Raw genomic sequence first — 25437 nt, 5'->3', positions numbered from 1 at the left:
GCCGTATGTTGCGGAAATGGCACGCAAATTGAGGCGTCTGGTTCCAAATCAGTCTCGTGGGTACCACAGGTCGAGACGTGCCGGGACCTACCTCAGAGTATCCACGGGAAGACTCGACCGGTCCGCGCCATATAATCGCGATAGCTGTCGCCAAACGTCTGCAACATCATTCGCTCTTCTCTTGCAACGCGGCCAAAGAACAAAATCCCGAAGCCGGCAATGCCTGCAAAACCGGCGATCCAATTCGGCAGCAGCAATGCCTGGGCGATGGCCCACAGCCAAAATGCCGAATACATCGGGTGTCGAACTCTCCGGTAAATCCCTTCCGTCACAAGCTCATGGTTCTCCCGCACGTCGAGACTTATCGACCAATTCCGGCCGAGTGCACGGTGTGTCAGGTGAAACACTCCCAAAGCCGCAATCGCAAAGAAAGACCCTAGCCAAGCCAACCAGGGATAAAAACTGTGATCTGCGAAACGAGGCATTTCTGTCGCTACGTAGGCGAGCGGCACAAGTCCGAGTCCCGAAAGAGATATGAGCAGGAGCGCAGTTTCCAGGGGGCCGCGAGCGCTCCGCACAACCCTCGCACGGCGGGAACGCCGCGCGTACTTATAGCGTATGAGGTACCAGCCGATCACCAACGCAACGAAGATGACTTTTGAAATGGTGGGCGTCATTTGAATCAGGCTGCCGCGCCCGGATTTCCCAGCAGTTCGCTTTCCGACACCGGCGCGCCCGCAACAAGGCCTCCGTCGTCAGCGATCATCGACACAGCGCCATCCGGGGCGAGCGTCTGGGATTTGGCTGAAATAGGTCCGCATGTGAGCATGAAGTAGTCGTACGATGTTCGCCTGTCATTTCCACTGACGAACTGGCAGTGCACGCGGAAGAAATTGAAGCGGATGCGTTGATACATGTCGTCGTTAAGCATTCGACTAATCTTCACGACCCTGACGGTCGCCTCGTTTTCTGTCGACAAGCCCATTTCGGCCATTGGCCGGCATTTGTAAAAATTCAACACGTCCGTGAGGGCCTGATAGTCGCCCCAGAAGATCGCGCGGGAATTGGCGACGCGTTCCACCGCCCCGCGAAAGCGCACTGCCTTCGGGTGCAGGCCGATCTTGAGTATGGATGATCCAACGCTCAAGAATGTGACGGGAATCTTTTTCCGGCCGAGCGCAGGGTCCAGCTTCAAGGCGCGATCAAGTAGATCAACCGCTAGTACGGCGCCAAGGCTGTGCCCTACGACCAAAATTTCGTCTGCGGCAGAGTTGCTCGCCGCAACCACGAGCTCGGCGGCCAACCTGTCCAGCCTCTGCTCTATTTCCGAATTACCGAATCGAATGTACTCGCAAGAAAAGATCCAATCGTCGAACAAGTCGCCCAGGTGCAGCCAGCGCCACGGACCCGCCAACACGGCTGCGAGTCCGAAGAGGCCGCCACCGGTAGCAATGGGAATTGATCCGGTGATCTTGAATGCAGCCACGCCAATCAAAAAGGCGGCAGCGATGAGCAATCCGAACGCGACAAATGGATAGAGAAAGAAAAGTGCGTAGCGCCAATTGGTCTGCAAGTAACGCCAAAGCGTGCCGGCCAATACGAAATCCAGAAACGCAAGAATGCCGACGGAAATGCGTGAGCCGATGCTTCGACCCCCGAACACCTCAATTACATCGTGCCATCGGACCAGACGGTAATCGGTTTCGACGAGCCAATCGGGGCCGATTGTCGTCACGTTCCATTGTATCTGGTCGGCGGTATCATGCGAACCGTCGACGGTCGCTTTCACTGACCAAGTACGTTGGAACCTCTCAATTTCGCGCACAAAGCGTCGTTGCGCGCTGGCATGCGACGTGATTGGATCATAGCCGCCGATATGGAATACCAACCGTTTCGCTACAGGCTTGCCGGACATTGTCTTATTCCCGGACTCATGCGTGCTGCTCGCTGCCCCCTCAATCGATCTGTAATCAAAAACAGACGTTTGACGCCAAGGGTTGTCAAGAGAGAATCCACCAGTTATTGGGGAACATGTGTCGATTTGTTCTGCCATCCGTAAGCCGAACCGCTCGAACAATAGCGTCGATCGGTGCTGCCGCGATTATCGGATTGTCCAGCACGGCGCCCTCTCAAGCGCAGAACGAGGCATCATCTGGCGAGAGATGCCTTGCTGCAAATTTGGATGTCTCGCTGGGCGCACAATTGCCCCGCACGGCGGCGCGTTTGAGATCTGGTGAGCCGCTAAAGATTGTCGCGATCGGATCATCGTCGACGGTGGGGCTCTGGGTACTTCGGTCCGCGGCCACATATCCGCAGGTGATGCGCCGAGAACTCTCGAGGCTTAGATCCAACGCAACGATCGAGGTCATCAACAGCGGTCGAGTCGGTGATACGATTCCGAACAACATCGCGCGGTTCGAGCGTGACGTTTTCGCGCACACGCCTGATCTCGTTATCTGGCAATTAGGTACTAATGACGTCGCCTGGGGTGGCCGGCCGGACCAAGGGCTCAAAAGAAGCGTTCTTGAAGGGGTAAGGGCACTTAAGGCGGGGTCTGCCGATGTCGTGCTGATGGATCTGCAATATGCGCCACAGGTGCTCGCTTCCGCTAGCTACTCAACGATGGAGGGCATCATCGCCGATGCCGCGAAGCAGGAACGGGTCGGTCTATTCTCTCGTTTTGCGCTGATGCGTAACTCGATCAATGCCGGAGTTGCGCAAAGCGAGCTTGTAACGTGGGACGGATTGCACAACACCGCCGATGGTTATGATTGCATTGGACGAGCCCTTGCCCGAGCCATCTCAACGAGTGCGCGTTGAGAGGCCCTAGCTCAGGTGAATCGAAGGCTGCGGGCTCGCAAGAGTTTGGGCACCGGCCGTGACAGCGATGCCGAGCGTGCAGATGCCCACCAACGCGAACAAAGACCAATTATCGTCGACAATCACCGCATCTCTCGCAGCGGTGACAGCAATTCGCGCCGACGCTGTCAGGAGGTGCGCTCATGCACCATTATGCCAGCCAACTTGTTGACCTGTTACTGGTGCTTGTCGCCGCGTGGATGGTGCCGGCCACCATCTTTATTATCTACGCCTATTTCGCTCGTCTTAAGAATCCGGTCAGCGAATCGGTCTTTGGACGTGTGGTGATCATATCCTTGTTCATCATAACCACGTCGATCTGGCTCCCGATAATTCTGACCGCCATAGTCCTATCACTGATCGGTCATTTGTGGTTCCGCTTCGGGGGACAACTACGCAAATAGCTACATATTGCTAGAGCCGAAAAAGATGGAGTCGAATTAGAGCGGCCCCTCAGCAAACAAAAAAAGGGAAGCGAAGCAATGTCCGCGTTTCTCCCTGCTCTGACGATAGCTGCTGTCAATTTTATAACAATCGCCACGGCTGCAGAATGGCGACCGCAGTTTCTCTCAGCGTGCCGAAACGGTTGCGCGCAGCAAGGCGGCTTTTCGACGGACGCTTGCTTGCAGATTTGCATCTGCATGGCGTCAGAGTTGGAAGCGAAGTTTAGTATCGAGACTCTCGGCTCCATTGATCCCCCGAGTGCTGAGCAACTACACCAAACTAACGAAATCAGAATGCTTTGCGTCCGGCGCGTACTAGGACATTAGAGCTGTTGCCATTGGCACGGTGGTCATCAGCTTGACCCTGACGTAGCTCTCCGTCTTTCCAGCCGCAAAATTGGCTGCCCCGGCTGTTCGAGGACAATATCGCGCCGACGGCGCATCCGAGTTCTCCCTTGCGAGACCATCTCAGCCCTGAGCTCGAAAATGGCCTTTGCGCCTGGTGGATGCGGTCGCAAATGGACATGGCGATCCTTCCATTCTCGACCCCGATCGACTGCGAATCTAATCGTCGCCCACTCATCGGTTAGAGATGCTCCGACAGGGCCGCCGATTAAGAGACGGATGATTTGCTAGGAAAATCTACGCCTATTCCAATGCTGCCATGGCGTCACTCCTTCAAGCCGCTGGAGGCCACGCCGCGTACGAAATTTCGACGCATCAGCGAGAAGAACAGTGCGCTCGGAACCAGCGCCAGCGCCGCGGCCGCGCTGAGGCGACCGATGTCCACGGTGAAGCCGGTCTGAAACAAGGCGAGCCCAACCTCGAGCGTATAGGTTTCCTTGTTGGTCATGACGACGAGCGGCCACGCGAAGGCAGTCCAGGCCTGAAAGAACGCCAGCACGGCAAGAGCGCCCAACGGGCCGCGCATCAGCGGCAGCACGATCCGCAGGAAGATCCAGAGCTCCCCCGCGCCATCCACCCGGGCAGCCTCCAGCAGCTCGTCAGGGATCGACGTCATCACATATTGCCGCACCAGGAAGATGCCGAAACTCATGATGAGATAGCCGACCAGGAGCCCGGGCCAGGTGTTCAACAGGCCGGCGGACTGGACGTTGAGATAGAGCGGGATCATGTAGACTTCGAAGGGAACGACCGCCGTCGCGATGATCACGCCGAAGATGACCGGGATCCCCGGTAGATCGAACTTGCCGAGCACATAACCTGCGATCGCCGATGTGGAGACGATGCTCGCGGTCGAGAGTGTCGCGAAGATCAGCGAGTTGCCGATCCAGCGAAACAGCGGCGTTTCGCGCAGGACGCTGACGATGTTGTCCAACGTCGGCTGGTGCGGGATGACGGTCGGCGGCCACGCCAGCAGCTCCGGCGGCGTCTTGAACGCGTTGCTGATCAGGAAGACCAGCGGCAGGAGCATCATCAGGCTGACGACGCCAAGAACGGCGTCGATCACGAGGCCGACGGCACCGTTCTGACCAACGACGGACGGATGCTCGCGTTCGTGCTCGCTCATGCGCGACTCCTGTCGCGGAACAGCCTGAACTGCGCGCTGGTCAAAATGAGGACGATGACGAGCAGTATGACGGCTTCGGCGGCAGCGTAGCCGACCCGGTAGTTACGAAAGCTGTTTTCAAGCATGTCGAGGACGAGGACTCGGACGAGACGCCCCGGCGCACCCTGGACATCCGATGCCAGCACGAAGGCCTGCGCATAGATGTTGTAGGACGAGATCAGCGTGATGACCGACACGTACAGCATGACAGGCTTTAGCAGCGGCACGGCGATGTGGCGGAAGGCCTGAAACGACGAGGCGCCGTCGAGGCGCGCGGCCTCGTAGAGCGCCTCCGGGACGTTCTTCAGTCCGACCAGGAAGATCAAGACGGCATAGCCGATCGCCTGCCAGGAGCAGAGAACGATCAGGCACACCAGCGACAGGACAGGGTCGAACAGCCACGACTGGGCCGGGATCCCGACAAGGCCGATCAGGGCGTTGAGCGGTCCGAGCCGGGCGTCGAAAATCCATTTCCAGGCCATCGCCGCCGGAACCAGCGAGACGACGTGCGGCAGGAAGACCGAGGCCTCATAGACGCCGCTGCGCCGCAGCCCCTGCCGGGTGTTGATCAAGGCGGCGAGCGCAAGCGCGACGGGGATGGTGATCGCTACGACGCTAAAGGCGATGATGGTGGTGTTGAAGATCGCTTCGAGAAACAGCGGGTCGCTCGCCAGCTCGACGAAGTTGGCGAAACCGACGAACGGCTTGCGCCGCGAGATGATATTCCACTGGAAGAGGCTGAGCCGCAGCGTCTCGATGATCGGATAGACGCGGATACAGCCATAGAGGCCGAGGACCGGAAGCAACGCCAGAACTGGAAACAGCCATTTCGGCGTGGTGCGCATGTATCCTCCGGCAAGCGCCGGTTAGCCGCCGGCGCCTGGATCGAGTGGGTCCCTGTCGATGGAGTCTAGGGTTTGGCCAGCAGGTCTTCCCGGGCCAGGATCTTGTCGCTCTCCTCAGCCGCGGCCTTCAGGAAAGCATCGATCGCGGCGTCGTTGCCGGCCAGCGATTTGTCGGTGAACGCCTTCTCCAGCCGCGCCGCGAGCCGGGTGAGGATTTCGCTGGCAGGGCTGATCGCCGGGACGGTGAAGAAGACGTGGCCGGGCGGCGTGTTGACGAAGGCGTCGAGCTGCGGGATTTTCTTGAGCACGGCGGAGTAGTCGAGGCCTTTGCGGTTCGGGACCCAGGCCGTGTTCTCGAGCAGCCAGAGCAGATTTTCCGGCTCGTTGGCCTTTTGCACGAAATCCCAGGCGATCTGGCTCTTGGGTCCCTTGTTCGGCACGTAGAGATCGACCGGGACCATCAGCGTGCCCTTGGGCAGTGGAGCCGTGGCGTATTTGAGATTGGGCGCCTTCTTGGCGACGTCGCCGATCACCCAGGATTCCCGAATGAACATCGCGGTCTGGCCGAGCTCGAAGGCCTCCGCATCCGCCTTCATCTCGGGCGTCACGGTACGGTAGACCACGACGTTGTCGAGATACTGCTTGAGTGCGGCGCGGCCGGCCGCGTTCGCATAGGCGGCGCGCCATTTTCCGCCCCTCTCCTCGAGCAGCGTCCCGCCGTGATTATAGAGAATGGTCCAGTACTTCTCCGCGATGCCCGAGCCGCCGCCGCTGAGACGCAAGCTCCATCCGCTCACCGTCGGCACGCCGGAGGCATCGCGCTGCGCGAGCTTCTGCGCATAAGCGGTGTAGTCGGCCATGGTCTTGGGCGGACCGTCGAGGCCAGCCTTGGCGAACATCTCGGTGTTGTAGAACAGCGCACCCTGCCCCTGGAACAACGGCACACCGAAGATCTTGCCCTCGTACATGGCGGTCTTCACGCGCGTCATGTCGTAATTGGCTTTGACGAAATCGACGATCGACGCCGGCGGCTCCGGGATGAGGCCGGCCTCGAGATACCGTGCCGCCTCGACCTCCATCTCGATGACGTCCCCGGCCGCGCCTGATGGAAGCGACAGTGCCAACCGCTTCTCGTGCTCGCGTAGCGCAATGGCCTCAACGCTGATTTCGAGATCCGGGTATTTGCTCTTTAGCTGGTCGCCGACGCGCTTGTAGAACGGAGCCAGATCAGGCCACCCGCTCCAGATGGTCAGCTTCTCCGCCGAAGCAGGAGACGCAAACGCCGGCACGGCGACAGCGAGCGCCAGCGACAGCGCGGCCGACATCCATGACCGACGCCCCGAATTCGCCGGGCGAATGTTGTCCTCGGAACGCGTGATGTAGCCGAACCTGCCGACGGATCTCATCATGAGGGTCATTCTCGCAATACAAAATGGGACAAATCCTGCGAAAAAGCTCGCATGCAACCGGTTGCGTGTCCTTTGCGATCCGTTGCCGCTTTCGAAGGCCATTGACTAAATCGTCAGCGGCCTCGCCGCTTCAAAGGGGCCGGCCCGGTCGAGGCGCGAATGACGAGATGGGAATTCAGCTTGTGGCGGATCTCGCCCGACACGCCGCCATTCATCTGGCTCAGCAGCAGACCGACCGCGACGTCGCCGGCATCGGCGCAGCGCGCCGACACGGTGGTGAGAGGCGGATAGGTGGTTTCGCCGAGGACGTCGTCACAGCCGACGACACTGAACGATTTGGGCACCTCGACACCGAGCGCAGCCAACCCTGCCATCAGGCCTTGAGCGACAAGGTCGTCGAACGCGATCGCCGCGGTGACGCCGCTGGCGACGATCTGGGTGGCCGCCAGCCGGCCGGTGTCGTAGGAGGGTGGACGCGCGGGCACGGCGATCACCTTGAGCCCGCGCTTCTCCGCCTCGCGCCGGACGGCGTTGCGCCGTTGCTGGTTCGACCACGACGTCGTGGGGCCGCTGACATAGGCGATGTGCCGATGCCCCAGTTCGGCCAGATGCGCGATCGCGGCCGCCACGCCCGGCGCGGTGTCGATCAGGACCCGCGTAATGCCTTCGATATCGCGATTGATGAGCACCAGCGGCCGGCGCGTCGCATGACGGCGGATACGCTCTTCGTCCAGGCGCGACGAGGCGAGGACCAGCCCCTCCACCTGGCCGATGAAGCGGCCGACCAGCAACTCCTCACGCGCGGGATCCTCGTCCGAATTGCCGAGGAAGACGCACAGCCCGGCCCGGTCGGCGCGCAGTTGCGCCGCCCTGATCAGCGGCGGAAAGAACGGGTTCGCGACATCCGAGACGATGAGCGCGACGTTGCCGTGGCGTCCGGTCGAAAGCGCACGCGCGACCTGGTTCGGCACATAACCGAGCTTGCCCGCGACTTCCTTGACGCGCCGGACGGTCTCCTCGGTCAGCATCTCCGGCCGCGAGAAGGCGCGCGATACGGTGGCACGCGAAACCCCGGAGGCCTTCGCGACCTGACTGATCGTCGGCACGACCGATGGACGTCCCTCCCCGCCGCTATCGGAATCGCGCTTCACCGCAGGCCGCCTCCTCTGCATCGCCTTCACCTAGACATGCGCCGGCCGGGCCCGGGACGCAAGCTTGAGATGCAACCGGTTGCATCACATTCTCTCCGCTCGAGGGTAAAGTGCAGGCCCGGCAGACCATGGATGAGCATGACGGCTTCGGTGACTCCCTCAATCGCGACGTTTAAAACGCGGGATGCGATGGGCCGGGCGGCCGCCGCGGACGTCGCTGCTGCGCTCCGCGACCACCTCGGACGGCAGAGCAACGTGCGGATGATCTTCGCGGCGGCACCGAGCCAGGCGGAGATGCTGGATGCCCTTGCTCGCGAGCGCGATATCGACTGGCGGCGCGTCACAGCCTTCCACATGGACGAATATCTCGGACTTCCCGCGGATGCGCCGGAGCGCTTCGGGGCTTGGCTGACGCGTCACTTGTTCTCGCGCATCGCTTTCGGCGCGGTTCACCTGATCGGGCAGGAGCCGAATCCGGAGCGGGTAGCAGCACGCTATGCGGCCCTTCTCGGCGAAGCCCCGATCGACATCATCTGCCTCGGAATCGGCGTGAACGGTCACCTCGCCTTCAATGACCCGCCGGTCGCCGATCTGCACGACACCAAGTCGGTCAAGATCGTCGAGCTCGACGCAGTGTGCCGGCAGCAGCAGGTTGACGATGAGTGCTTCCCGACGCTCGGGGATGTTCCGACACATGCGATCACGCTGACGATTCCCCGGCTCCTGGATGCCGACCGGCTGTTTTGCGTCGTGCCCGGCGCGTCCAAACGCGCCGCCGTCGAGCGATCGCTATACGGTCCGATCGGGACCGAGTGCCCGGCGAGCGCGCTCCGCACGCACCCACGTTGCGCGCTGTATCTCGACCAGGATTCCACGCCGCCGCAGCTCTCACTGACACCGGTACGCGCATGACAGATCCGGCAACGCGCGTTTCGGGCCGCGATCCGGAGACCGGACAGAATCGCACCATCGTCATTCAGGACGGCCGGATCACGGACATCGTTCCCGGCGGTGACGATGACGGGCTGTGGCTGTCGCTCGGCCTGTTCGATCTGCAATTGAACGGCTTTGCAGGCTACGATCTCAATGGCCGCCCTGATCTCCGGACGGTCCGCGATCTCGTCACGGCCGTCCACAACAGCGGGGTGTCGCGTTTTGCCCCTACGCTCATCACGGCATCGCATAATGCGATCATCGATGCATTGCGCGCCGTTGCACAGGCGCATGACAGCGATCCGTTTCTCAAGCACGCAATGCCCTTCGTGCATGTCGAAGGCCCGCACATCGCGCCAGAAGATGGTCCGCGCGGTGCGCATCCGGCCGAACATGTCAGGCCGCCGAGCCTCGACGAGTTCGATGCGTGGCAGGCGGCCTGCGGAAACCTCGTCGGCCTCGTGACGTTGTCGCCGCATTGGCGGGAAACGGACGCCTATGTGCGCGGCCTTCATGCGCGCGGAGTTCGTGTTGCCCTCGGCCATACAAACGCCGCACCGGATCAGATCTTCGCCGCCGTCGCGGCGGGCGCAATGTTGTCGACGCATCTTGGCAATGGCATCGCCGCCACGCTGCCACGACATCCCAACCCGATCTGGTCGCAACTGGCGGAGGACAGGCTGTGGGCGAGCTTCATCGCCGATGGACATCACCTTCCCCCCGAGACCTTCAAGGCCATGCTGCGCGCAAAGGGGCTGGAGCGAGCGATCCTGGTGTCGGATGCCGCCGCGCTCGCGGGTTGCACACCCGGAATCTACGACGCGCCGATCGGCGGCAAGGTCGAGCTGAAGGCGAACGGCCGGCTCGAAGTCGTCGGCACATCCTTTCTGGCGGGCGCGGCCGTTAGCCTCGTGTTCGGAATAGCCACGGCAAGACGCATGGCCGGATTGACCCTGGCAGAGGCGCTGAGGCTCGCAACTGTCAATCCGCGTATCCCGTTCAACCTTCCTGCGCTGACGGTGGGAGCGCCGGCCGATCTGCTGCGCTTCCATCTCGGCAAGGATGAATCTCTCGTGCCCGAGACGGTCTATGTCGCGGGCCGTCCTTATCGCTGCAACTCTTGAGGACTGAGACATGAACCGGCTTCGCATCGGGTTGATCGGTCCGGGAGCGATCGGCGAAACACACGCGCGGGCAATACGGGCGCTCGACGATACCGTCTTGTCCGCGATCGCCGGCGGCACGCCTGAGCAGATTGCTGCGTGCATGAATGGCGAGGACGTTCCGGCATTCGCGACCACCGAGGCTATGCTGGCGAATGCCGGGATCGACGCGGTCGTGGTCTGCACCCCGAGCGGCGCGCATCATGACGTCGCGCTTGCTGCGATCGAGGCGGGGCTGCACGTGCTGGTCGAGAAGCCACTCTACGTCGATCCGGCCGAGGCCGCGTCGCTGGTCCGCGCCGCCGAGCGCTCGCAACTGACGTGCGGTGTGGTTTCGCAGCGCCGTCTCGAGCCGCAGCATCAGGCGATCAAGGCTCTGCTCGACGCGGATCATCTTGGACAGCCGCGGCTGATAGAGGCGGCGATCCATTGGTACCGCTCCGACGCCTACTATGCGGAGAAGCCGTGGCGCAGCGAAGCGGAGCATGGCGGCGGCTCGCTGTTCAATCAGGGTGTTCACAATCTCGACCTGATGCTCTGGCTGTTCGGAGCCGCCGACAGCGTTCAAGGCAAGACGACTACGCTCGGACACGCACACGCCGTCGAGGACACGACGGCGGCGCTGCTGTCTTTCGCATCCGGCACGCTCGGCGTGATCGTGACGAGTACGGCGCTGCCTCCGGGACGGCCGGCCATGCTTCGACTGTTCACCGATCGCGGCAGTTGCGAGCTCGCAAACGACAGCATCGTGCGCTGGGATTTTGCTGATGTTGCCGAGCCGCCAAGCGCGGCCGGGGTTGGGAGCGCCGCGAGCGATCCCAAGGCGATCGGGATCGAAGGACATATCGCGCAATGGCGCGACTTCGTTCAAGCCGTCCGGGAGCGACGGCCGCCTGCGAGCACGTTCAGGGATGGATTCGAGGCTGCGAGACTGGTGGACGCCATCTATCGCTCTGCCGCGGAAGATCGCGCCGTCAGCCCCAATGAGATCGCAGCGGAGGCCATTCATGCCAGCTAACTCCGGGATGCTCGACATCGCCATCATCGGCGCAGCTCACCCGCATGTCGAATACGTGCTTTCAGAGATCGCGAACCGCCCCGATGTCAGGGTCGTGGCCGTCGCCGACCATGACCCAGCGCGGCGCACCGAGCTCGAACGACGTACGAAGACGCCCGGCTACGCCGACCCGAATGCGCTTCTGGATGCGCATCGGGTTCGGGCCGCAGCAGTCTTCACCGAATTCGGTCTTCGCGCTCCAATCGTCGTCGAACTTTTACGCCGCGGCATCTTCGCGATCGCCGACAAGCCCATGGCCGTGACCCTGGCCCAGCTTGCGCTTATCGAGGAGACGCTCGCCGGGCGCAATTTGCTCACTCTTCTGCTCGAGAAGCGGTTTTATCCGGTGACGCTCGCACTCCGATCCGTGATCGACAGCGGCCAACTTGGAGACATTGTATCCATCACTGCAACCGGGCCGCACAAGCTGGTCCCAAGCCGACGTCCAGCGTGGATGTTCGAGCCATCAACTTATGGCGGCATCCTCGCTGACCTCACGGTCCACGATATTGATCTAGCCCTTTGGTTAACGGGATACACCAGCGGCACGATCAGCGGCTGGATTTCGTCGACCCCGGCTGCCGGCACGACGAACTTTCCCGCGCTGGGGCGTGCTATTCTCGCCTGCGATGGCGGACCGGAATTCGTGATCGAAGTTGACTGGATCCAGCCCGAAGCATCGCCACGGCACGGCGACTATGCAATGCGGATCTCCGGGACAAAGGGTCGTGCTGACGTTCTGTTCGCGGAAAATCGACTGCTCGTCGAGACGGCGACGAGACCCCGGCGCGAAATCGACCTGCCCGTGGGCGCCTCGCCCGCCAGCTTCGTCTTTGATCATCTCGCCCGCGGCGAGACCTTGCAGATTGCGGCAAACGAGGCCCTGCGCGCCACGCGTATCGCAATACTTGCTCAGGAGAGTGCGGCCAACGGCGGAAAGCCGATGCGATGGAGTTAACACCTACCCCGCTACCCTGGATCACAGCCAAGCAGGATCTTCGCTACCTGCGCGGGGTCGTGAAAAAGGGGATGTCCCGGGTTCTGTTGAATTTCTGAAGAGGTCGGCGTTGCCCACCTTGAGCCGGTAGGCTCGGGGTGCTGATTCCACAAAGGAGAGCAACGCCATGACGAGAGATATCACACCGGCTGGTTGGCCGGCGACCGGGGCTGTGGAGAAATCATTTGCGGAAGTGCGAGCGAGCTTCGATCGGTTCTGCCTTGCGGCAGGAATCGAGGCGCTCGGCACGATGATGGAGGCGGATGTGACAGCGGCCTGCGGGCCGCGCCACGGTCGTGATGCGGCGCGGCGGGCGCACCGTTGGGGCCGAACGCGGGGGCGGATCGGTTTCCACGGCGGCAAGATCGAGGTCGATCGCCCGCGGGTCCGGGGCATGGACGGCCGCGAGGTCACGATCCCGAGCTGGGAAACGGCGGCGCAGGAGGACTGGCTCGGTCGCTGGGCGATGAACCTGATGCTGATCAATGTGTCGACGCGCCGGTTCGGCCGCGCCGTCCGGCTGCCCGAGGGTGACGTGCCGGCACCGCCCGGATCGGGGATTTCGAAGTCGGCGGCCTCGCGGAGGTTCGTGGCTCTGTCGGCGGCGCGGCTGGCCGACTTCATGGCTGCCGATCTGTCCGCGCTCGACCTTCTGGTGGTCCAAATCGACGGGCTGCATCTCGACGACGATCTCGTGCTGGTGGCCGCGATCGGGGTTGACGGCGAAGGCAACAAGCATCCGCTGGCGCTGGTGGAAGGGGCGACCGAGAATGCAGCAACGGTTCAGGCCCTGCTGGACAACCTGGTCTCGCGCGGGCTCGACCCGACGGTGCCAAGACTGTTCATCGCCGACGGCGCGAAGGCGTTGTCGAAGGCGATCCGCCGCACCTTCGGTTCGGCCGCTGCGATCCAGCGCTGCCAGATCCACAAGGCGCGCAACATCATGGAACGCCTGCCGAAAGAGCATCATGCGGCCACCCGCCGGGTGCTGCGCCAGGCCTGGGAGCTCGATGACGCCGACAAGGCTGAAAAATTGATCCGCAATCTCGCGCGTCGACTCGACCAGCAATGGCCCGGCGTTGCGGCCAGTATCCTCGAAGGCCTCGACGAAATCCTGACTGTCGTCCGGTTGAAGTTGCCGAAGGAGCTTCGCCGATCGCTCGCCTGTACCAATATCGCCGAGAACATGATGGGCACCATTCGCCGCGTCACGCGCAACGTTAAACGCTGGCGGGATGCCGGTATGGCCTTGCGATGGGTCGCGGCCGGTATGATCGAGGCCAACAAGGGCTTCCGACGATTGAAGGCGCATAAGCAATTGTCGGTTCTGCGTGCGGCCCTTCAAGCTCACCACGATCGCATGACAATCAAGTCCGTTGCCCACGTCACGAGGGCTGCGTAATATTCATTCCGGCAACGTCGACCCGACGTAGTTCAACAGCGATCGGGACATCCCCGTGAAAAAGATCGTCCGTGCAGTCGATCTCCCTGAAGAGCTGTCCTTACATCATTCCGCCACGGCGGCTTTTACCGAGGGAGCCGACAGCGATCTGACGGGCGCTGAGCTCAGAGCCGCCGGCCGGCATCGCTCGTCGCGGCAGTTGCCGACCTATGCAAAGCGCACACGGAAACAGCTAATTTCCGGCACGAAGAAACGGCGAGAAGAAAGAACAAAGACAGCCGGTTTGTCGGAATAGCCACGGCGCGTCTGTCGGAATGACGACCGTGACAAACCCCTAAGCTATTGAAAAGCTTGGTGGGCGTACCAGGGCTCGAACCTGGGACCCGCTGATTAAGAGTCAGCTGCGGTTTCAATGACTTGCCGGTCGCATCCCAGGCTTATGCGGCTGAAAATGGGCGTCCGTCGGACGATCATAATCCGTCATTGCGCTGCCGGTCAGCCAGGTGTGCTGAGCTCGACGTTGTATCGTCGAATTCGGGAGATCAACGTCGTGCTTTCGAGCCTCGGGCCGCTGGAAGGAAATGCCCGGATGCTCCTGGAGCGGGTCTGCCCAAGTCCGGACCTTGACAGCACCGCTGTCGCTCCAGCGAAAATCGCGGCATTTCCAACGGGAGAACGCGTTGTCGCTGATCGCTAGCGAGGCGGCGACTCGCATTGAAAGCTCCATCAAGGATTGACGAGCTTCCTGCGAACGGCGTAGCGGACGAGCTCGGCCGTCGATGACATTCTGAGCTTGCGCATCGCTGACGCGCGGTGGGTCTCGACGGTCTTTACGCTCAGCTTCAGGATGACGCCGATCGACTTGTTGGTGTGTCCCTCTGCAATAAGCTGGACAACGCCCTGCTCGCGCGCGGTGAGCAGCATATCGGACGTATTTTGCTTGCCGGCCTGGTATTCGTGGAGCAACTTCTCCAACAGAACGCCCGTGAAGTAAGGTCTGCCATCGAGCAAGGCCTCGATCGCGAAGATCAGGTGCCTACTGGCGTCCGATTTGAACAGGAAGCCGCGAACGCCAGCCAGGATGGCTTCGGTCAGCAATTCCTCATTCTCGTGCATCGTCAGGATCAATACTTCGGTGCGCAGGTGCATCGACTTGAGGCGGCGGCTGACCTCAAGTCCGTTCATCAGCGGCATCGAATAGTCGGCTATCACGACGTCCGGACGCGTCTCCACCGCCACGGCCACAGCCTGCTCGCCGTTGGTCGCCTCTCCGCTGACGATCCAGTCTGAGCGGGTCTCAACGATCGCTCGGAGCCCGGAACGTACGACTTCATGATCATCCGCAATCACGATGCGTTTCACGGCGTCGTTCCCGTATGCGGGCCCAGAACCTGTCGGGCAATGGATGGAGATTTCCAGCAGTCAAGTGTGCCAATCTACCGATTATCCTTCAATGGGTTATCCTGCAAAACCCTGATATCTCCGGGCGGATGTACCAAACATCGGCGATTCCAATCAGACATCGACGGGTCTTGCCCGCGCGCAGCCCAAATCGGACCGCTACACGATCATGGTCGATCAGCCTTCGTTTCGTGGAGGGAACTCCGGGAACCGACGGACGGAGACTCCCTGCCCTCGGGGTCCCTGATCTCCGTCATTCCGTGCACACGCCGGCTTATGATTTCAGTGACGCGCGCCGGCTGCGCCTTTTGGTCATGAGACCATGCGGGAACACCGCGCACAGCGTCGTGCCGGAATGTCGCGGTGCAAGATCGGACCGGATCTCGAACGTGCCCCCAAGCTGCTTAAGTCTCGCTCTCATGGCGGGAATGCCGACACCGGGCGATATCGCACCGTTGCCACGTTTTGTGTGATCGGCCGGAAAACCGCGCCCGTTGTCGCTGATCGTCAGATGGAAGTGCCCCTCGATCGCCTCGACGACGATTCTGACCTCCGTCGCCTTCGCGTGGCGGAATATGTTCGTGAGCGCCTCCTGAATGACCCGCAGCACCGAGAGCTGGCTCGCGTAAGGTAGCTTATCGACGGCGGCGGGTATCCTCGTTCTCACCCGCAACGACGTACGTGCACCAACCCCCAAGGCATGCTGCTCGATCGTCGCCTTGAGTCCCCGGTCCGTCAGATCCTGGGGGTGGAGCAGATAGGTCAGGGAACGGATTTCCTTGAGTGCCGCGTCGATCGACGCGTCGATATCATCACAAAGCCGCTCGACGCCGCGCGGGTTATCGAGGCAAGTGCGGACACGCATCACACCAAGACTGGCGGCAACCAGCTCCTGGCATGTCGAATCATGAAGCTCCGATGCGATCCGCTGGTGGATGTCCTCGCGGATGGACATCAGGCTGACGTCCCCGTGAAGGAAAGCAGCCTCTTCAGTCACACAGTCGAGCCCCTCCTTGTGGAGTAACCGATGACCGCCAATCAACCGGGCCGCGTTGCCGGCCATGGGATGGAGGATCGGAACAACGGTTGTCTCGACATCCCGCAGCAAGCCGCCGAGCATCAGACTGTGCTGGATTTTGGCCTCGGTTCCTTCCGCAAGACATGCCTGGAGGATTTCACAGAGACGCTCGGCGTCTTCCTTGGCAAGACATTCGAAGACGTCCAGCTCTCGGACCTCCTGCTGCGACATTCCAAGGAGAGCCTCGAAGGCCTGATTGATTGCCTCGTACACGAAGCGCCCGCCACGTGAGGGGCGGACCGCGAAAAGGAGCTCTTCGGAATGTGTCCAATACGAGCGATCGCCAATTGCGCCCTGGCCAATCAGGTGATCGTCGATAAAGAGACGCGCCGGCTCGCAAGCAGGAGAACTGTGTGGCTTCACGGTACGCACCCAACTTTCCGGGTCGTTTTCGAGGTCGAACTCAACGCTCAATCTCGAAAGCTCCCCCTCTCCAGTCGTCCCAGCATCGATCACCGGACTACAGGAAACGCCCTAGGGGATAGATCGGATTATACGCTCGATCTTACCCTCAGCCAGCAGGTTGTATTCTCCGAAGACCAAAACCTCGCATGACTGGCATGAATTCCGGCATATGACTATGCAGTTCGTGCCACGCAAATATGGCGGCGACACCCAAGACGCGAAGATACGGGACGCAGCGCACAGTGGTGGGACTGTGAGCCATTTCGATTTCACGCACCCCTCCCTATCCTGAGATCGCTTTCTGCGCTGCAGGATGATGTTGAGCCGACCGAGCGCGATGCAACCGCGCTGCGGTACAACCGAAATGGCACAATCTCGCGGAAAATTTCGACCTTCGATGGAGCCGGCTTGCGATCGCTGAAATCAAGCGCAAAACTCGATGTGCCCCGAACGTGCCAACAGGAGGCTTGCGTGCGAACATTCCGAGCGCTTTGCGGCGTTGCATCAATCGCAATATTTTCCGGTCCGGCTTTGGCACAGACACCCGCCAGTCAGGAGCAGAAACCTTCCATGGAAGAGTTGATGCGCCGTCTCGATGCGCTGCAAGCCCGCGCAACAGAAGGTGACAAGCTGATCAGCGCGCTGCGCCATCGCGTCGACGAACTCGAAACGCGCGATAAGCATTCGAAGTCCCAGGCCGCCACCGCACGTCGTGACGTCGTCGCACCGACCGCCGGGCAAAAGCCGCCTGCGATTCCGGTTGCGTCGACTGAGCCGCGAATGACTGCGAGTGCTGCGGTCCCTCCACAAGCCGCGGCGGCGCCCATTCCGGGCCTGCGTCCGCCCGAACCGATGGGCAGTCAGTTCGACGGCGAAGGCGAGGACGCGCTGCGTTCCGATCTCCCGGGTTTGTCCTTGCGCATCCCGGGTTCGCAGTCCGAGGTGCGATTCTACGGTTTCGCGAACGTCAATGGCTACCACGACTTCAATGGCCGCAATCAGTCCGATGCGCCGACAGTGCAAACCATTCCGCTTTCCGGCAGCCCCGCCGACATCCAGGGAGGCGATACCGGATTGTCCGCCCGGTTCAGCCGCATCGGTATGGATACGCGCACGGCGACCGCCTGGGGCACTCTGGAAACCCGCTTTGAAGGCGACTTCGGCGGGGGCACGGCAGCCTCACCCAATGCGGTCTTTCGGCTCCGTCAGGCCTGGGGCGAGGTCGGCAGCGAACAGTTTCGTGTCCTGGTCGGCTGGGCGAACAGCCTGTGGAACGAGGGCGTCTATGAAACCGTGAACTTCTCGACCAATCTCAACCAGTCATTCGTGCGCCAGGCGCAGGTTCGGGCGACCGCGACATTGGCTCCGGGATTGACCGGGCACGTTTCGATCGAGATGCCGGATACGCAGTACACGTCCGCGGCAGGCGTATTCACGCAGATCAGCACCCCGGCTGGCTTTGGTGGATTGAGTCCGTCATTTGCCTCCGTGCCCGATCTACTCGGCGGCTCGAATACCGGAACGATGGCCTGGGCCTCGACCTGCGCGGCCTGCTGCGCGATCTCACCATCCGCACGGCTGGTACGGCGGCGGCGCCGCCAGCGGTCGAGCGCAATACCGCCGGTTGGGGTGTCGCAGGTAGCGGTCGCTTCCCAATGCGATGGCTGTCACCAGCTTTCGGTCCGGACGAGCTGGTTGGCATGGCCTATTACGGCCAAGGCATCGGGCGCTATTTCGGCGCCAATACCTTCGGCCAGGATGCGCTGTCCAACATCGGCCTGCCCGGCGTTGTCGATCCCAGCCTCGACGCCCTGCCGACCTATGGCGCGAGCGCAGGCTACCGCCGCTTCTGGACACCGCAATTACGCAGCAATTTCGTCTACTCCTACGCATGGCAGCAATATCCGTCCTATGCGCAATTGTTCGTGCCGGGATCTGCCTCGGCGACGTCGTTGAACAGCACCATGCAGCAGGGGATCGTCAATTTGATCTGGAGCCCATTCGCCGAGCTTCGTGGCAACAGCGTCGGGACCGGATGGCTCGACGTCGGTCTCGAATATGTCTACTCCCATCGGGACGTGTACGGCGGCACCGCAGCAACAGCCCCGGTCAGCACCGGCTCTGGTACCGCCAATCGCATCCTTGGCTCGGCCACTGTGCGGTTCTGAAGACAGCCTTGTTGCTTCGCAGGCAGACATGGAAGCCTTGCTGACACAGACGTTCGTTCGGGTCGGTAATTGCCCCGGAACAATCTAGGCGCATTCGGTATTCAGCCGGATTTTGATGCGTCTTATTGATTGTTCGTAAGGCAGCGTATGAACGGACAGAGCGCGAAAGGATGAGCAATCCTCTCCCGAGAGGCCTCCGTGTCTCCATGGTCCTTTCAGATCGTCGCAGCACTCGCGGCGATGACGCTGGCATCTTCGTCAGAGGAGTAGCGGGGTCGTCGCGTTGATTACGAGATCAGCGGTTTCGAGCGCGCATTGGCGTCCGATCCTCTCGCTGTTCTCATAGCATGGATCATCATGGTACCAGCGCCGCTCCAGCCGTCGCTAATGGAGCGGGAGGATTTCCGACATGAGCGCGCGCAGTGACGCCACGAACACGCCGCCATCGAAGACGATGACGCAAAGAGCCCTCGACACTGTCGAACGTGTCGGAAACAGCGTCCCGCACCCGGTCGTGATATTTCTGATCCTCATCGCCATCGTGTTGGTGCTGTCTCACTTACTCTACATGTTGGGGGCAAGCGTCACCTATCAGGCCATCAACCCGGATACTCACAAGATCGAGACCGCGACCTCTGCCGCCAATAGCCTGCTGACGGCGGATGGAATTCGTCATATTTACACCCGGCTCGTGCCAAACCTCATGGGTTTCACCGCGGTTGGGCTGTTGATCGTCGCCATGATGGGCGTCGGCGTCGCCGAGGAAGCCGGCCTAACCCGTCTTATTCGTCAGAGGGCGCCTGAGAGGCTGGCGAGCGTGGTGTAAAGCGCTGATGCGGCGTAGGATTCGGTTGCAAAGCCAACCCCATCACCTTCAGCCGCGAACACCACGCCCGCCATGACCGACGATACGATTCTGCCCTTCTCGTTTCCAGCCGTTCACGCCAAGAAAGTCACAGCTGCCTTCGATGGCGGTCGGCTGACCTCGAACGGGGGCGTGATGTTTCTGGCGATGGCCGAGCGGCGTCTCGGCTTGGCCGACAATTTGGCCCGGGTGTTCCCGGATCGGCGCGATCCGACGCGGGTCGTGCACAGCCTGGTCGATATGTTCCGCGCGCGCATGTTCGCGATCTGCTGCGGCTACGAGGACGCCGACGACCTCGATCATCTGCGGTCCGATCCCGCATTCAAGCTGGCCTGCGGACGGCTGCCGGACACGGGTCGCGATCTGTGTTCCCAACCGACGCTGTCGCGTCTGGAGAATGCTCCGCGCCTGCGCGACGTGATCCGACTGACCTACACTTTGGTCGACGCATGGATGGATAGCTACCCGCGCGAGCCGGCATCCGTCACGCTCGACATCGATGATACCTGCGATGTCGTCCACGGCCATCAGCAGCTCTCGCTGTTCAACGCTCATTATGACGAACGCTGCTTCCTGCCGATCCACGTCTACGACACGGAGAAGAGCCGGCCCGTGGCGGTCGTGCTGCGGCCCGGCAAGACGCCGGGCGGCGTCGAGGTGCGTGCCCATCTGCGCCGCCTGGTACGGCATATCCGGACGCGGTGGCACAACACGCGAATTACGTTCCGTGGCGACGGGCACTATGCCCGGCCGGAGGCAATGGCGTGGTGCGAGACCAACGGCATCGACTACATCTTCGGTCTGTCCGGCACCAAGCCGCTCGCCAGAAAAGTCGACGCGGTCGCCGACGACATCCGCACGCGACGCGCCATCGAGAACCTGCCGGTTCTGCGCGGCTATACCGAGACGCGCCACAAGGCAAAGTCCTGGGATCGCGAACGACGCACCGTCGCCCGTATTGAGGCGACGATGCTCGGCCTCGACATCCGCTTCGTCGTCACCAGCCTCGATGTCGGCTCGGCCGAGTGGATCTACGACAGCCTGTATTGCGCGCGCGGCCAAGCCGAGAATCTGATCAAGCTGCATAAGACGCAGCTCGCCTCCGATCGCACCAGTTGCCGTTCGGCGCTCGCCAATCAAGTCCGCCTCGTTCTCCATACCGCCGCTTATTGGCTGATGCTGACCGTGCGCGACGCCATTCCCAAAGTCCGGGAATTGGCCACTGCCGAGTTCGCGACGCTGCGTCTTCGGCTCTTGAAAATCGCCGCCCGGGTTGTCGAGACCAAGAGCCGCATTCGCCTTGCGTTCGCCGCGGCATGTCCCGAAGCCGACCTGATCCGCAGCTTGCCCGGCGCGCTGCTGCCGCTCGGTCCTTGACCGGTGGGGCGTCCGCCCGCGTTCACCCAACCCATCCCTCAAGCGCGTTGCAAAGTACCGGTCGTCAGGCGGTGAAAAGCCGAAGGCAATCCTGTGCGCCTCGTCAGCGGAGGTGTGCGGATGCACCAGTCGGACCAAAATACCGCGCTCTCACGAATAGGGCGGGCTAATTAACGCGTTGATCAGAAAACTCGTGGCCGTCTCTCCGAGCTGGGCACTCGTTTACATCGTCGCGTTCGTCGGCATCTTGTCCAGCATTGCCGCAGACGCCGGCTATGTGGTGTTGATCCCGTTGGCCGGCGCCGCCTTCTTGAGCGTTGGCCGGCATCCCCTCGCCGGGCTCGCTGTGGGATTTGCCGCAGTCGCCGGTGCATTCACCGTGAACATGATCATCAAGCCGCTTGATGCCGTTCTGACGGAAATCACCAACGACGCAATCCACATGGTCAACCCCACCACGTCGCTGGATCTGACCGCCAACGTCTCGTTCTCGATCGCCTCCGTTGTTGTCCTGACCATCGTCATCGCGCTCATCAACAACCGGATCATCGAGCCACGGCTGGGCGCTTACCAGGCCGAGAAGACCGCCAACACTCAGCCGGAGGCGAACGGAGGGCAGCTTTCCGCCGACGAGTCGCGTGGGCTGAGGTACAGCGGCTTTGCGCTGCTCGGGGTCGTGATCCTGTTCCTTCTGTTAACGGTTCCGTCGGGCGCGCCCCTGCGCAATCCGACCACGGGCGTCCTGATCGGCAACTCACCATTCATGAACGGCCTGATCGGGGTTATCATGGTGCTGTTCCTTGCAACCGGGATCGCATACGGCATCGGCGCGAAGACGGTGAATAGCTCCACGGCCGTCATCGCGGCCATGACCAAGGCGGTGGCTTCGCTGAGCGGCACCATCCTCCTCTTCGTCGTCATCAGCCAGTTCGTCGACTACTTCAACTATAGCAACATTCCAACGTTGATGGCCCTGACGATGGCCGATGTCTTGAAGAGCGCGAATATCGGCACGCTGTGGCTGCTGGTTGGCTTCATCATTGTCGTCATGATCCTGGACTTCGTGTTCACGCCGGCGATTGCCAAATGGGCCATCTTCGCGCCGGTCTTCGTGCCAGTGTTCGTGCAGCTTAACGTTGATCCAGCGGCCGTCCTGGCCGCCTACCGCGTCGGCGACTCGCCGATCAACGCGATTACCCCGCTCAATGCCTACTTTGCCATGGTGGTCGGATTTGCCCAGATTTACGACAAGAAAGCGGGCGTCGGGACGGTTGTCGCGCTGATGTTGCCGTACACTCTCTGGATGGCCATCATTTGGACCGTGCTGTTCGTTGTCTGGTACCTGCTGGGCTTGCCTTGGGGATTATGAGGCGCAAGGCAGCCCTAACCCGGAAAAACCCCGAGATGTCCGGGTAAATGGCCTGATTGTTCACCAAGGAAAATCAACGTTAGATGACGGTCCGTTGGGCCTCGTTAAAGGCAGTGAACGAAAACGGCGAGTGAGGGGCGTTTGACCCGACACATGTCGGGGCTCCCTCGGTGCTTCTCATTATGGAGGCTTGGAACGCGCAATGAATGCGAACGCCGATGCCGACAACAACTATTCCTACGTATCAACCGGACACTTGCCGGCCGAAGCGGAAGTCATCTCGCTGATCGACGAGGTGTACGCGCGCTACAAATCAAATACGGACGGCAAGAACTCTCAAGTATATCCCGCACTCGCCGAAGTGCCGAGCGACCTGTTCGGCGTTTGCGTGGTCGGCACCAACGGCGCGGTCTACGCTGTGGGGGCGGCCGAATACGAGTTCTCGATCATGAGCGTTTCCAAGCCGTTCATCTTTGCATTGGTCTGTCAGGTCCTCGGTGCGGCGCAGGCACGCCAGAAGCTTGGAGCGAACGCGACCGGCCTTCCGTTCAACTCGCTCGCTGCCGTCGAACGCAACCCCGATGGCCGCACAAATCCGATGGTGAATGCGGGCGCGATTGCGACGACAAGCCTCGTCCCGGGGGCGACGGCTGATGCGAAATGGAAGTTTATCTACGACGGATTGTCACAATTCGCCGGACGTCCGCTTGCGCTTAACGACGAGGTTTATGCCTCGGCGACGGAGACCAACTTCCGAAACCAGAGCATCGCCCGCCTGCTCCAGAGTTTCGAACGGATTTACTGTGATCCGGCAGAGGCGACAGATCTTTACACCAGACAATGCGCGCTGAATGTGAGTGCCAAGGATCTGGCGGTGATGGGTGCGACTTTGGCGGACGGCGGCGTGAACCCCATCACGAAAGTGCGCGTGGTCGATCCGTCGGTCTGCCACTACGCACTGGCCGTCATGACGACTGCCGGAATGTACGAGACATCAGGCGATTGGCTTTACGATGTCGGGCTACCGGGCAAGAGCGGCATCGGCGGCGGGATCGTCACGGTCTCCCCGGGAAAGGGCGGTCTGGGGACTTTTGCGCCGCCGCTCGACAGCGCCGGAAACAGCGTCAAGGGACAGCTTGTAGCGAAGTATCTGTCGCAACGGCTGGGCATGGATTTATTCATGTCCAACCCAGAAGCGTAGGTTTGCAATGTCGGAGATTCAGCCCGCACTGACTGTGGCTGGACTTCAGAAAGAATGACAGGGGACACGCCATGACGATGGCATCTGCGACGACGGTTCACTCCGTTGAAGAAGAGAATGCATCCTGGGTGCCGATGATCACCATCGCCCTCGGCCAGATGATCATGTCCTTCAACGTCGCCTCCTTGCCAGTTGCGCTGGGAGGGATGGTCAACAGTTTTGGCGTTCCGCCCACGACTGTCGCCACCGGTATCGTGGCTTATTCGATGCTTGTTGCCGGCTTCGTCATGCTCGGTGCGAAGCTGACACAGCGCTACGGGGCGACGCACGTATTCCGCGTTGCCGTTGCCGTGTTCGGCGCCGCGCAGACGTTGATGACGTTCAGTCCAAACGCGGATCTCATGATTACTGCGCAGTCCTTGTCCGGCGCGGCTGGTGCGGTGATCGTACCGTCGTTGGTCGCGCTTATCGCTGAAAACTACAAGGGGCGGCAGCAGGCAACAGCCGTTGGCGCATTGGGTTCCGCGCGCGCCGCTGCGGGCGTTCTGGCGTTTGTCATCGGCGGTACTCTAGGCACATTCATCGGATGGCGCCCTGCGTTCGGGATTCTGATCGCCGTGTCGGCTGTGGTTTTCCTTTTGAGCTTTCGTCTCAAGCCTGATGAGGCGCGTCCGGAGGTCCGGATCGATTTCGTAGGTGTCATTCTCGCTGCCGCAGCCATCATTCTGATCAGCTTCGGTTTCAACAACCTCAATCGGTGGGGGCTGGGATTGGCGGGGCCCAATGCGCCATTCGACCTCTTTGGCGTATCTCCCGCCCCGATCATGATCGTGATGGGTATCGTGCTCGGTCAGGGCTTTCTGAGTTGGACCCACAGACAGCAGGCTGCGGGGAAGACACCGCTTCTTGCGCTCGAGGTGATCGACTCCCCGCAGGAGCGGGCGGCGGTGTATGCGATGTTTGCTGTCGTAGCGCTGGAAGCGATGCTCAATTTCTCGGTTCCACTATACATCCAGATCGTGCAGGGGCGCACGCCGCTGGCGACAACAATCGCCATGATGCCCTTCAACCTCACCGTCTTCTTCGCTGCGATGCTGATCGTGCGGTTCTATGGTCGGTTCACGCCGAGGCAGATCGGACGCTATGGCTTCATACTCTGCACTGTGGCGCTCCTTTGGCTCGCCTTTGTCGTGAGGAATGATTGGAGCGCCGTCCCGGTTCTCCTTGGGCTGGTGATTTTCGGCATTGGACAGGGATCGCTGGTCACACTGCTGTTCAACGTGCTGGTCACGGCTTCGCCGAAAGAGCTCGCGGGCGACGTCGGCTCGCTGCGCGGCACGACCAACAATCTCGCCGCGGCCGTCGGCACAGCGGTGGCCGGGGCACTGCTCGTCGGCCTGTTAAGCGCGGCTGTTTTGCGGACCATCGCCGAAAATCCAAAATTGCCGCCTGAGATACAGGCGCAGCTGGACCTGGATAACATCACCTTCATCAGCAATGACCGGCTGCAGAGCGTGATGGAGCAAACCACGGCCTCACCGGCTCAAGTGGCGGAAGCGGTGCGCGTCAACACTGTCGTGCGATTGCGCGCCTTGAAAATTGGCCTCATCATCATGGCTGGCGTTGCCTTGCTTGCGATTTTCCCGGCAGGGAAGCTTCCCAACTTCCTGCCAGGCGAAATTCCCGACCCGGCACCGCGTAAGCGCGGAAGGAACGAATAGCAATCGTAACCTCCTGGCAAGAA

Annotated in this window: 21 protein-coding genes and 2 pseudogenes; 15 read left to right on the top strand and 8 right to left on the bottom strand. The window is 61.3% G+C overall.

Annotated features, from left to right (window positions below):
* Window positions 1–92: 92 nt before the first annotated feature.
* Both HAP41_RS14100 and HAP41_RS14095 read right to left on the bottom strand, forming a co-directional pair.
* Window positions 93–677 carry a protein-S-isoprenylcysteine O-methyltransferase gene (locus tag HAP41_RS14100; RefSeq protein ID WP_166100844.1) on the bottom strand — a complete coding sequence of 195 codons (585 nt, stop codon included), beginning with the start codon at window positions 675–677 and terminating at the stop codon, window positions 93–95.
* 5 nt (window positions 678–682) lie between these two features.
* Window positions 683–1915, bottom strand: coding sequence for a hypothetical protein (locus HAP41_RS14095; protein WP_166100846.1), 1233 nt, complete (start codon window positions 1913–1915; stop codon window positions 683–685).
* 194 nt (window positions 1916–2109) lie between these two features.
* Here HAP41_RS14095 and HAP41_RS14090 point away from each other — a divergent pair, with 194 nt between their 5' ends.
* Window positions 2110–2820, top strand: coding sequence for an SGNH/GDSL hydrolase family protein (locus HAP41_RS14090; RefSeq protein ID WP_224580853.1), 711 nt, complete (start codon window positions 2110–2112; stop codon window positions 2818–2820).
* A gap of 182 nt (window positions 2821–3002) precedes the next feature.
* Window positions 3003–3263: a hypothetical protein gene (locus HAP41_RS14085; RefSeq protein ID WP_166100849.1), complete on the top strand. Its 261-nt coding sequence runs from the start codon at window positions 3003–3005 to the stop codon at window positions 3261–3263.
* A 709-nt stretch (window positions 3264–3972) separates the two neighbouring features.
* Here the strand turns inward: HAP41_RS14085 and HAP41_RS14080 are convergent.
* The 4 genes from HAP41_RS14080 to HAP41_RS14065 form a co-directional block, all read right to left on the bottom strand.
* Window positions 3973–4833, bottom strand: coding sequence for a carbohydrate ABC transporter permease (locus HAP41_RS14080; RefSeq protein WP_166100851.1), 861 nt, complete (start codon window positions 4831–4833; stop codon window positions 3973–3975).
* Window positions 4830–5717, bottom strand: coding sequence for a carbohydrate ABC transporter permease (locus HAP41_RS14075; protein ID WP_166100854.1), 888 nt, complete (start codon window positions 5715–5717; stop codon window positions 4830–4832). The genes HAP41_RS14080 and HAP41_RS14075 overlap by 4 nt, the downstream gene beginning before the upstream one ends.
* Window positions 5718–5782: 65 nt before the next feature.
* Entirely contained in the window at window positions 5783–7126 is a 1344-nt protein-coding gene (locus tag HAP41_RS14070) for an ABC transporter substrate-binding protein (RefSeq protein WP_166100856.1), read from the bottom strand.
* Between the two features lie 113 nt (window positions 7127–7239).
* Entirely contained in the window at window positions 7240–8277 is a 1038-nt protein-coding gene (locus HAP41_RS14065) for a LacI family DNA-binding transcriptional regulator (RefSeq protein WP_166100859.1), read from the bottom strand.
* 189 nt (window positions 8278–8466) lie between these two features.
* On the opposite strand from HAP41_RS14065, the gene HAP41_RS14060 reads away from it, so the two are divergent.
* The 6 genes from HAP41_RS14060 (at window position 8467) to HAP41_RS14035 (ending at window position 14124) form a co-directional block, all read left to right on the top strand.
* Window positions 8467–9189, top strand: coding sequence for a 6-phosphogluconolactonase (locus tag HAP41_RS14060; RefSeq protein WP_166100865.1), 723 nt, complete (start codon window positions 8467–8469; stop codon window positions 9187–9189).
* Window positions 9186–10334, top strand: a complete 1149-nt coding sequence (locus HAP41_RS14055) for an N-acetylglucosamine-6-phosphate deacetylase (protein ID WP_166100874.1) — start codon at window positions 9186–9188, stop codon at window positions 10332–10334. Before HAP41_RS14060 ends, HAP41_RS14055 begins: the two co-directional genes overlap by 4 nt.
* Window positions 10335–10344: 10 nt before the next feature.
* On the top strand, window positions 10345–11391 hold the full coding sequence (locus tag HAP41_RS14050) for a Gfo/Idh/MocA family protein (protein ID WP_166100877.1): 1047 nt from the start codon (window positions 10345–10347) through the stop codon (window positions 11389–11391).
* A complete protein-coding gene (locus HAP41_RS14045; RefSeq protein WP_166100880.1) occupies window positions 11381–12388 on the top strand; it encodes a Gfo/Idh/MocA family protein in 1008 nt (335 codons plus the stop codon). The genes HAP41_RS14050 and HAP41_RS14045 overlap by 11 nt, the downstream gene beginning before the upstream one ends.
* A 166-nt stretch (window positions 12389–12554) precedes the next feature.
* On the top strand, window positions 12555–13829 hold the full coding sequence (locus HAP41_RS14040; protein ID WP_166064748.1) for an IS256 family transposase: 1275 nt from the start codon (window positions 12555–12557) through the stop codon (window positions 13827–13829).
* Window positions 13830–13884: 55 nt separating this feature from the next.
* Window positions 13885–14124, top strand: a complete 240-nt coding sequence (locus HAP41_RS14035; RefSeq protein ID WP_166100889.1) for a hypothetical protein — start codon at window positions 13885–13887, stop codon at window positions 14122–14124.
* A gap of 431 nt (window positions 14125–14555) precedes the next feature.
* Here the strand turns inward: HAP41_RS14035 and HAP41_RS14030 are convergent, their stop codons facing one another.
* Together HAP41_RS14030 and HAP41_RS14025 are read right to left on the bottom strand one after the other, a co-directional pair.
* Window positions 14556–15191 carry a response regulator transcription factor gene (locus HAP41_RS14030; RefSeq protein ID WP_028152046.1) on the bottom strand — a complete coding sequence of 212 codons (636 nt, stop codon included), beginning with the start codon at window positions 15189–15191 and terminating at the stop codon, window positions 14556–14558.
* Between the two features lie 313 nt (window positions 15192–15504).
* Window positions 15505–16722, bottom strand: coding sequence for a sensor histidine kinase (locus HAP41_RS14025; RefSeq protein ID WP_224580854.1), 1218 nt, complete (start codon window positions 16720–16722; stop codon window positions 15505–15507).
* A gap of 561 nt (window positions 16723–17283) precedes the next feature.
* On the opposite strand from HAP41_RS14025, the gene HAP41_RS14020 reads away from it, so the two are divergent.
* The 7 genes and pseudogenes from HAP41_RS14020 (at window position 17284) to HAP41_RS13990 (ending at window position 25414) form a co-directional block, all read left to right on the top strand.
* The gene (locus HAP41_RS14020; protein ID WP_248577203.1) at window positions 17284–18669 is read left to right on the top strand and encodes a DcaP family trimeric outer membrane transporter; all 1386 of its coding nucleotides are present in this window, start codon (window positions 17284–17286) and stop codon (window positions 18667–18669) included.
* Window positions 18666–18881 carry a hypothetical protein gene (locus HAP41_RS14015; RefSeq protein WP_248577202.1) on the top strand — a complete coding sequence of 72 codons (216 nt, stop codon included), beginning with the start codon at window positions 18666–18668 and terminating at the stop codon, window positions 18879–18881. The genes HAP41_RS14020 and HAP41_RS14015 overlap by 4 nt, the downstream gene beginning before the upstream one ends.
* Before the next feature lie 409 nt (window positions 18882–19290).
* Window positions 19291–19674, top strand: a pseudogene (locus HAP41_RS14010) (AbgT family transporter); the annotation flags it as partial.
* A 105-nt stretch (window positions 19675–19779) separates the two neighbouring features.
* A complete protein-coding gene (locus HAP41_RS14005; RefSeq protein ID WP_166100903.1) occupies window positions 19780–21123 on the top strand; it encodes an IS1380 family transposase in 1344 nt (447 codons plus the stop codon).
* A 163-nt stretch (window positions 21124–21286) separates the two neighbouring features.
* A pseudogene (locus HAP41_RS14000) lies at window positions 21287–22492 on the top strand (AbgT family transporter); the annotation flags it as partial.
* Window positions 22493–22694: 202 nt separating this feature from the next.
* The gene (gene glsA, locus HAP41_RS13995; protein ID WP_028152042.1) at window positions 22695–23693 is read left to right on the top strand and encodes a glutaminase A; all 999 of its coding nucleotides are present in this window, start codon (window positions 22695–22697) and stop codon (window positions 23691–23693) included.
* A gap of 71 nt (window positions 23694–23764) precedes the next feature.
* Complete coding sequence (locus HAP41_RS13990; protein ID WP_224580855.1) at window positions 23765–25414, top strand: MFS transporter; 1650 nt, start codon at window positions 23765–23767, stop codon at window positions 25412–25414.
* Window positions 25415–25437: the final 23 nt, after the last annotated feature.

Origin of the sequence: Bradyrhizobium barranii subsp. apii (genome assembly GCF_011516635.5) — a bacterium.
Classification (GTDB): Bacteria; Pseudomonadota; Alphaproteobacteria; order Rhizobiales; family Xanthobacteraceae; genus Bradyrhizobium; species Bradyrhizobium barranii.
Note: the sequence above shows the minus strand (reverse complement) of the source record. Positions and strands in the feature narration are given on the sequence as shown.

Excerpts from the sequence above, each read along its gene's own strand:
- HAP41_RS14100 (WP_166100844.1), bottom strand. The coding sequence starts at position 677 with ATGACGCCCACCATTTCAAAAGTCATCTTCGTTGCGTTGGTGATCGGC.
- HAP41_RS14095 (WP_166100846.1), bottom strand. The coding sequence starts at position 1,915 with ATGTCCGGCAAGCCTGTAGCGAAACGGTTGGTATTCCATATCGGCGGC.
- HAP41_RS14085 (WP_166100849.1), top strand. The coding sequence starts at position 3,003 with ATGCACCATTATGCCAGCCAACTTGTTGACCTGTTACTGGTGCTTGTC.
- HAP41_RS14080 (WP_166100851.1), bottom strand. The coding sequence starts at position 4,833 with ATGAGCGAGCACGAACGCGAGCATCCGTCCGTCGTTGGTCAGAACGGT.
- HAP41_RS14075 (WP_166100854.1), bottom strand. The coding sequence starts at position 5,717 with ATGCGCACCACGCCGAAATGGCTGTTTCCAGTTCTGGCGTTGCTTCCG.
- HAP41_RS14070 (WP_166100856.1), bottom strand. The coding sequence starts at position 7,126 with ATGATGAGATCCGTCGGCAGGTTCGGCTACATCACGCGTTCCGAGGAC.
- HAP41_RS14060 (WP_166100865.1), top strand. The coding sequence starts at position 8,467 with ATGGGCCGGGCGGCCGCCGCGGACGTCGCTGCTGCGCTCCGCGACCAC.
- HAP41_RS14055 (WP_166100874.1), top strand. The coding sequence starts at position 9,186 with ATGACAGATCCGGCAACGCGCGTTTCGGGCCGCGATCCGGAGACCGGA.
- HAP41_RS14050 (WP_166100877.1), top strand. The coding sequence starts at position 10,345 with ATGAACCGGCTTCGCATCGGGTTGATCGGTCCGGGAGCGATCGGCGAA.
- HAP41_RS14045 (WP_166100880.1), top strand. The coding sequence starts at position 11,381 with ATGCCAGCTAACTCCGGGATGCTCGACATCGCCATCATCGGCGCAGCT.
- HAP41_RS14040 (WP_166064748.1), top strand. The coding sequence starts at position 12,555 with ATGACGAGAGATATCACACCGGCTGGTTGGCCGGCGACCGGGGCTGTG.
- HAP41_RS14020 (WP_248577203.1), top strand. The coding sequence starts at position 17,284 with ATGGAAGAGTTGATGCGCCGTCTCGATGCGCTGCAAGCCCGCGCAACA.
- HAP41_RS14005 (WP_166100903.1), top strand. The coding sequence starts at position 19,780 with ATGACCGACGATACGATTCTGCCCTTCTCGTTTCCAGCCGTTCACGCC.
- glsA (WP_028152042.1), top strand. The coding sequence starts at position 22,695 with ATGAATGCGAACGCCGATGCCGACAACAACTATTCCTACGTATCAACC.
- HAP41_RS13990 (WP_224580855.1), top strand. The coding sequence starts at position 23,765 with ATGACGATGGCATCTGCGACGACGGTTCACTCCGTTGAAGAAGAGAAT.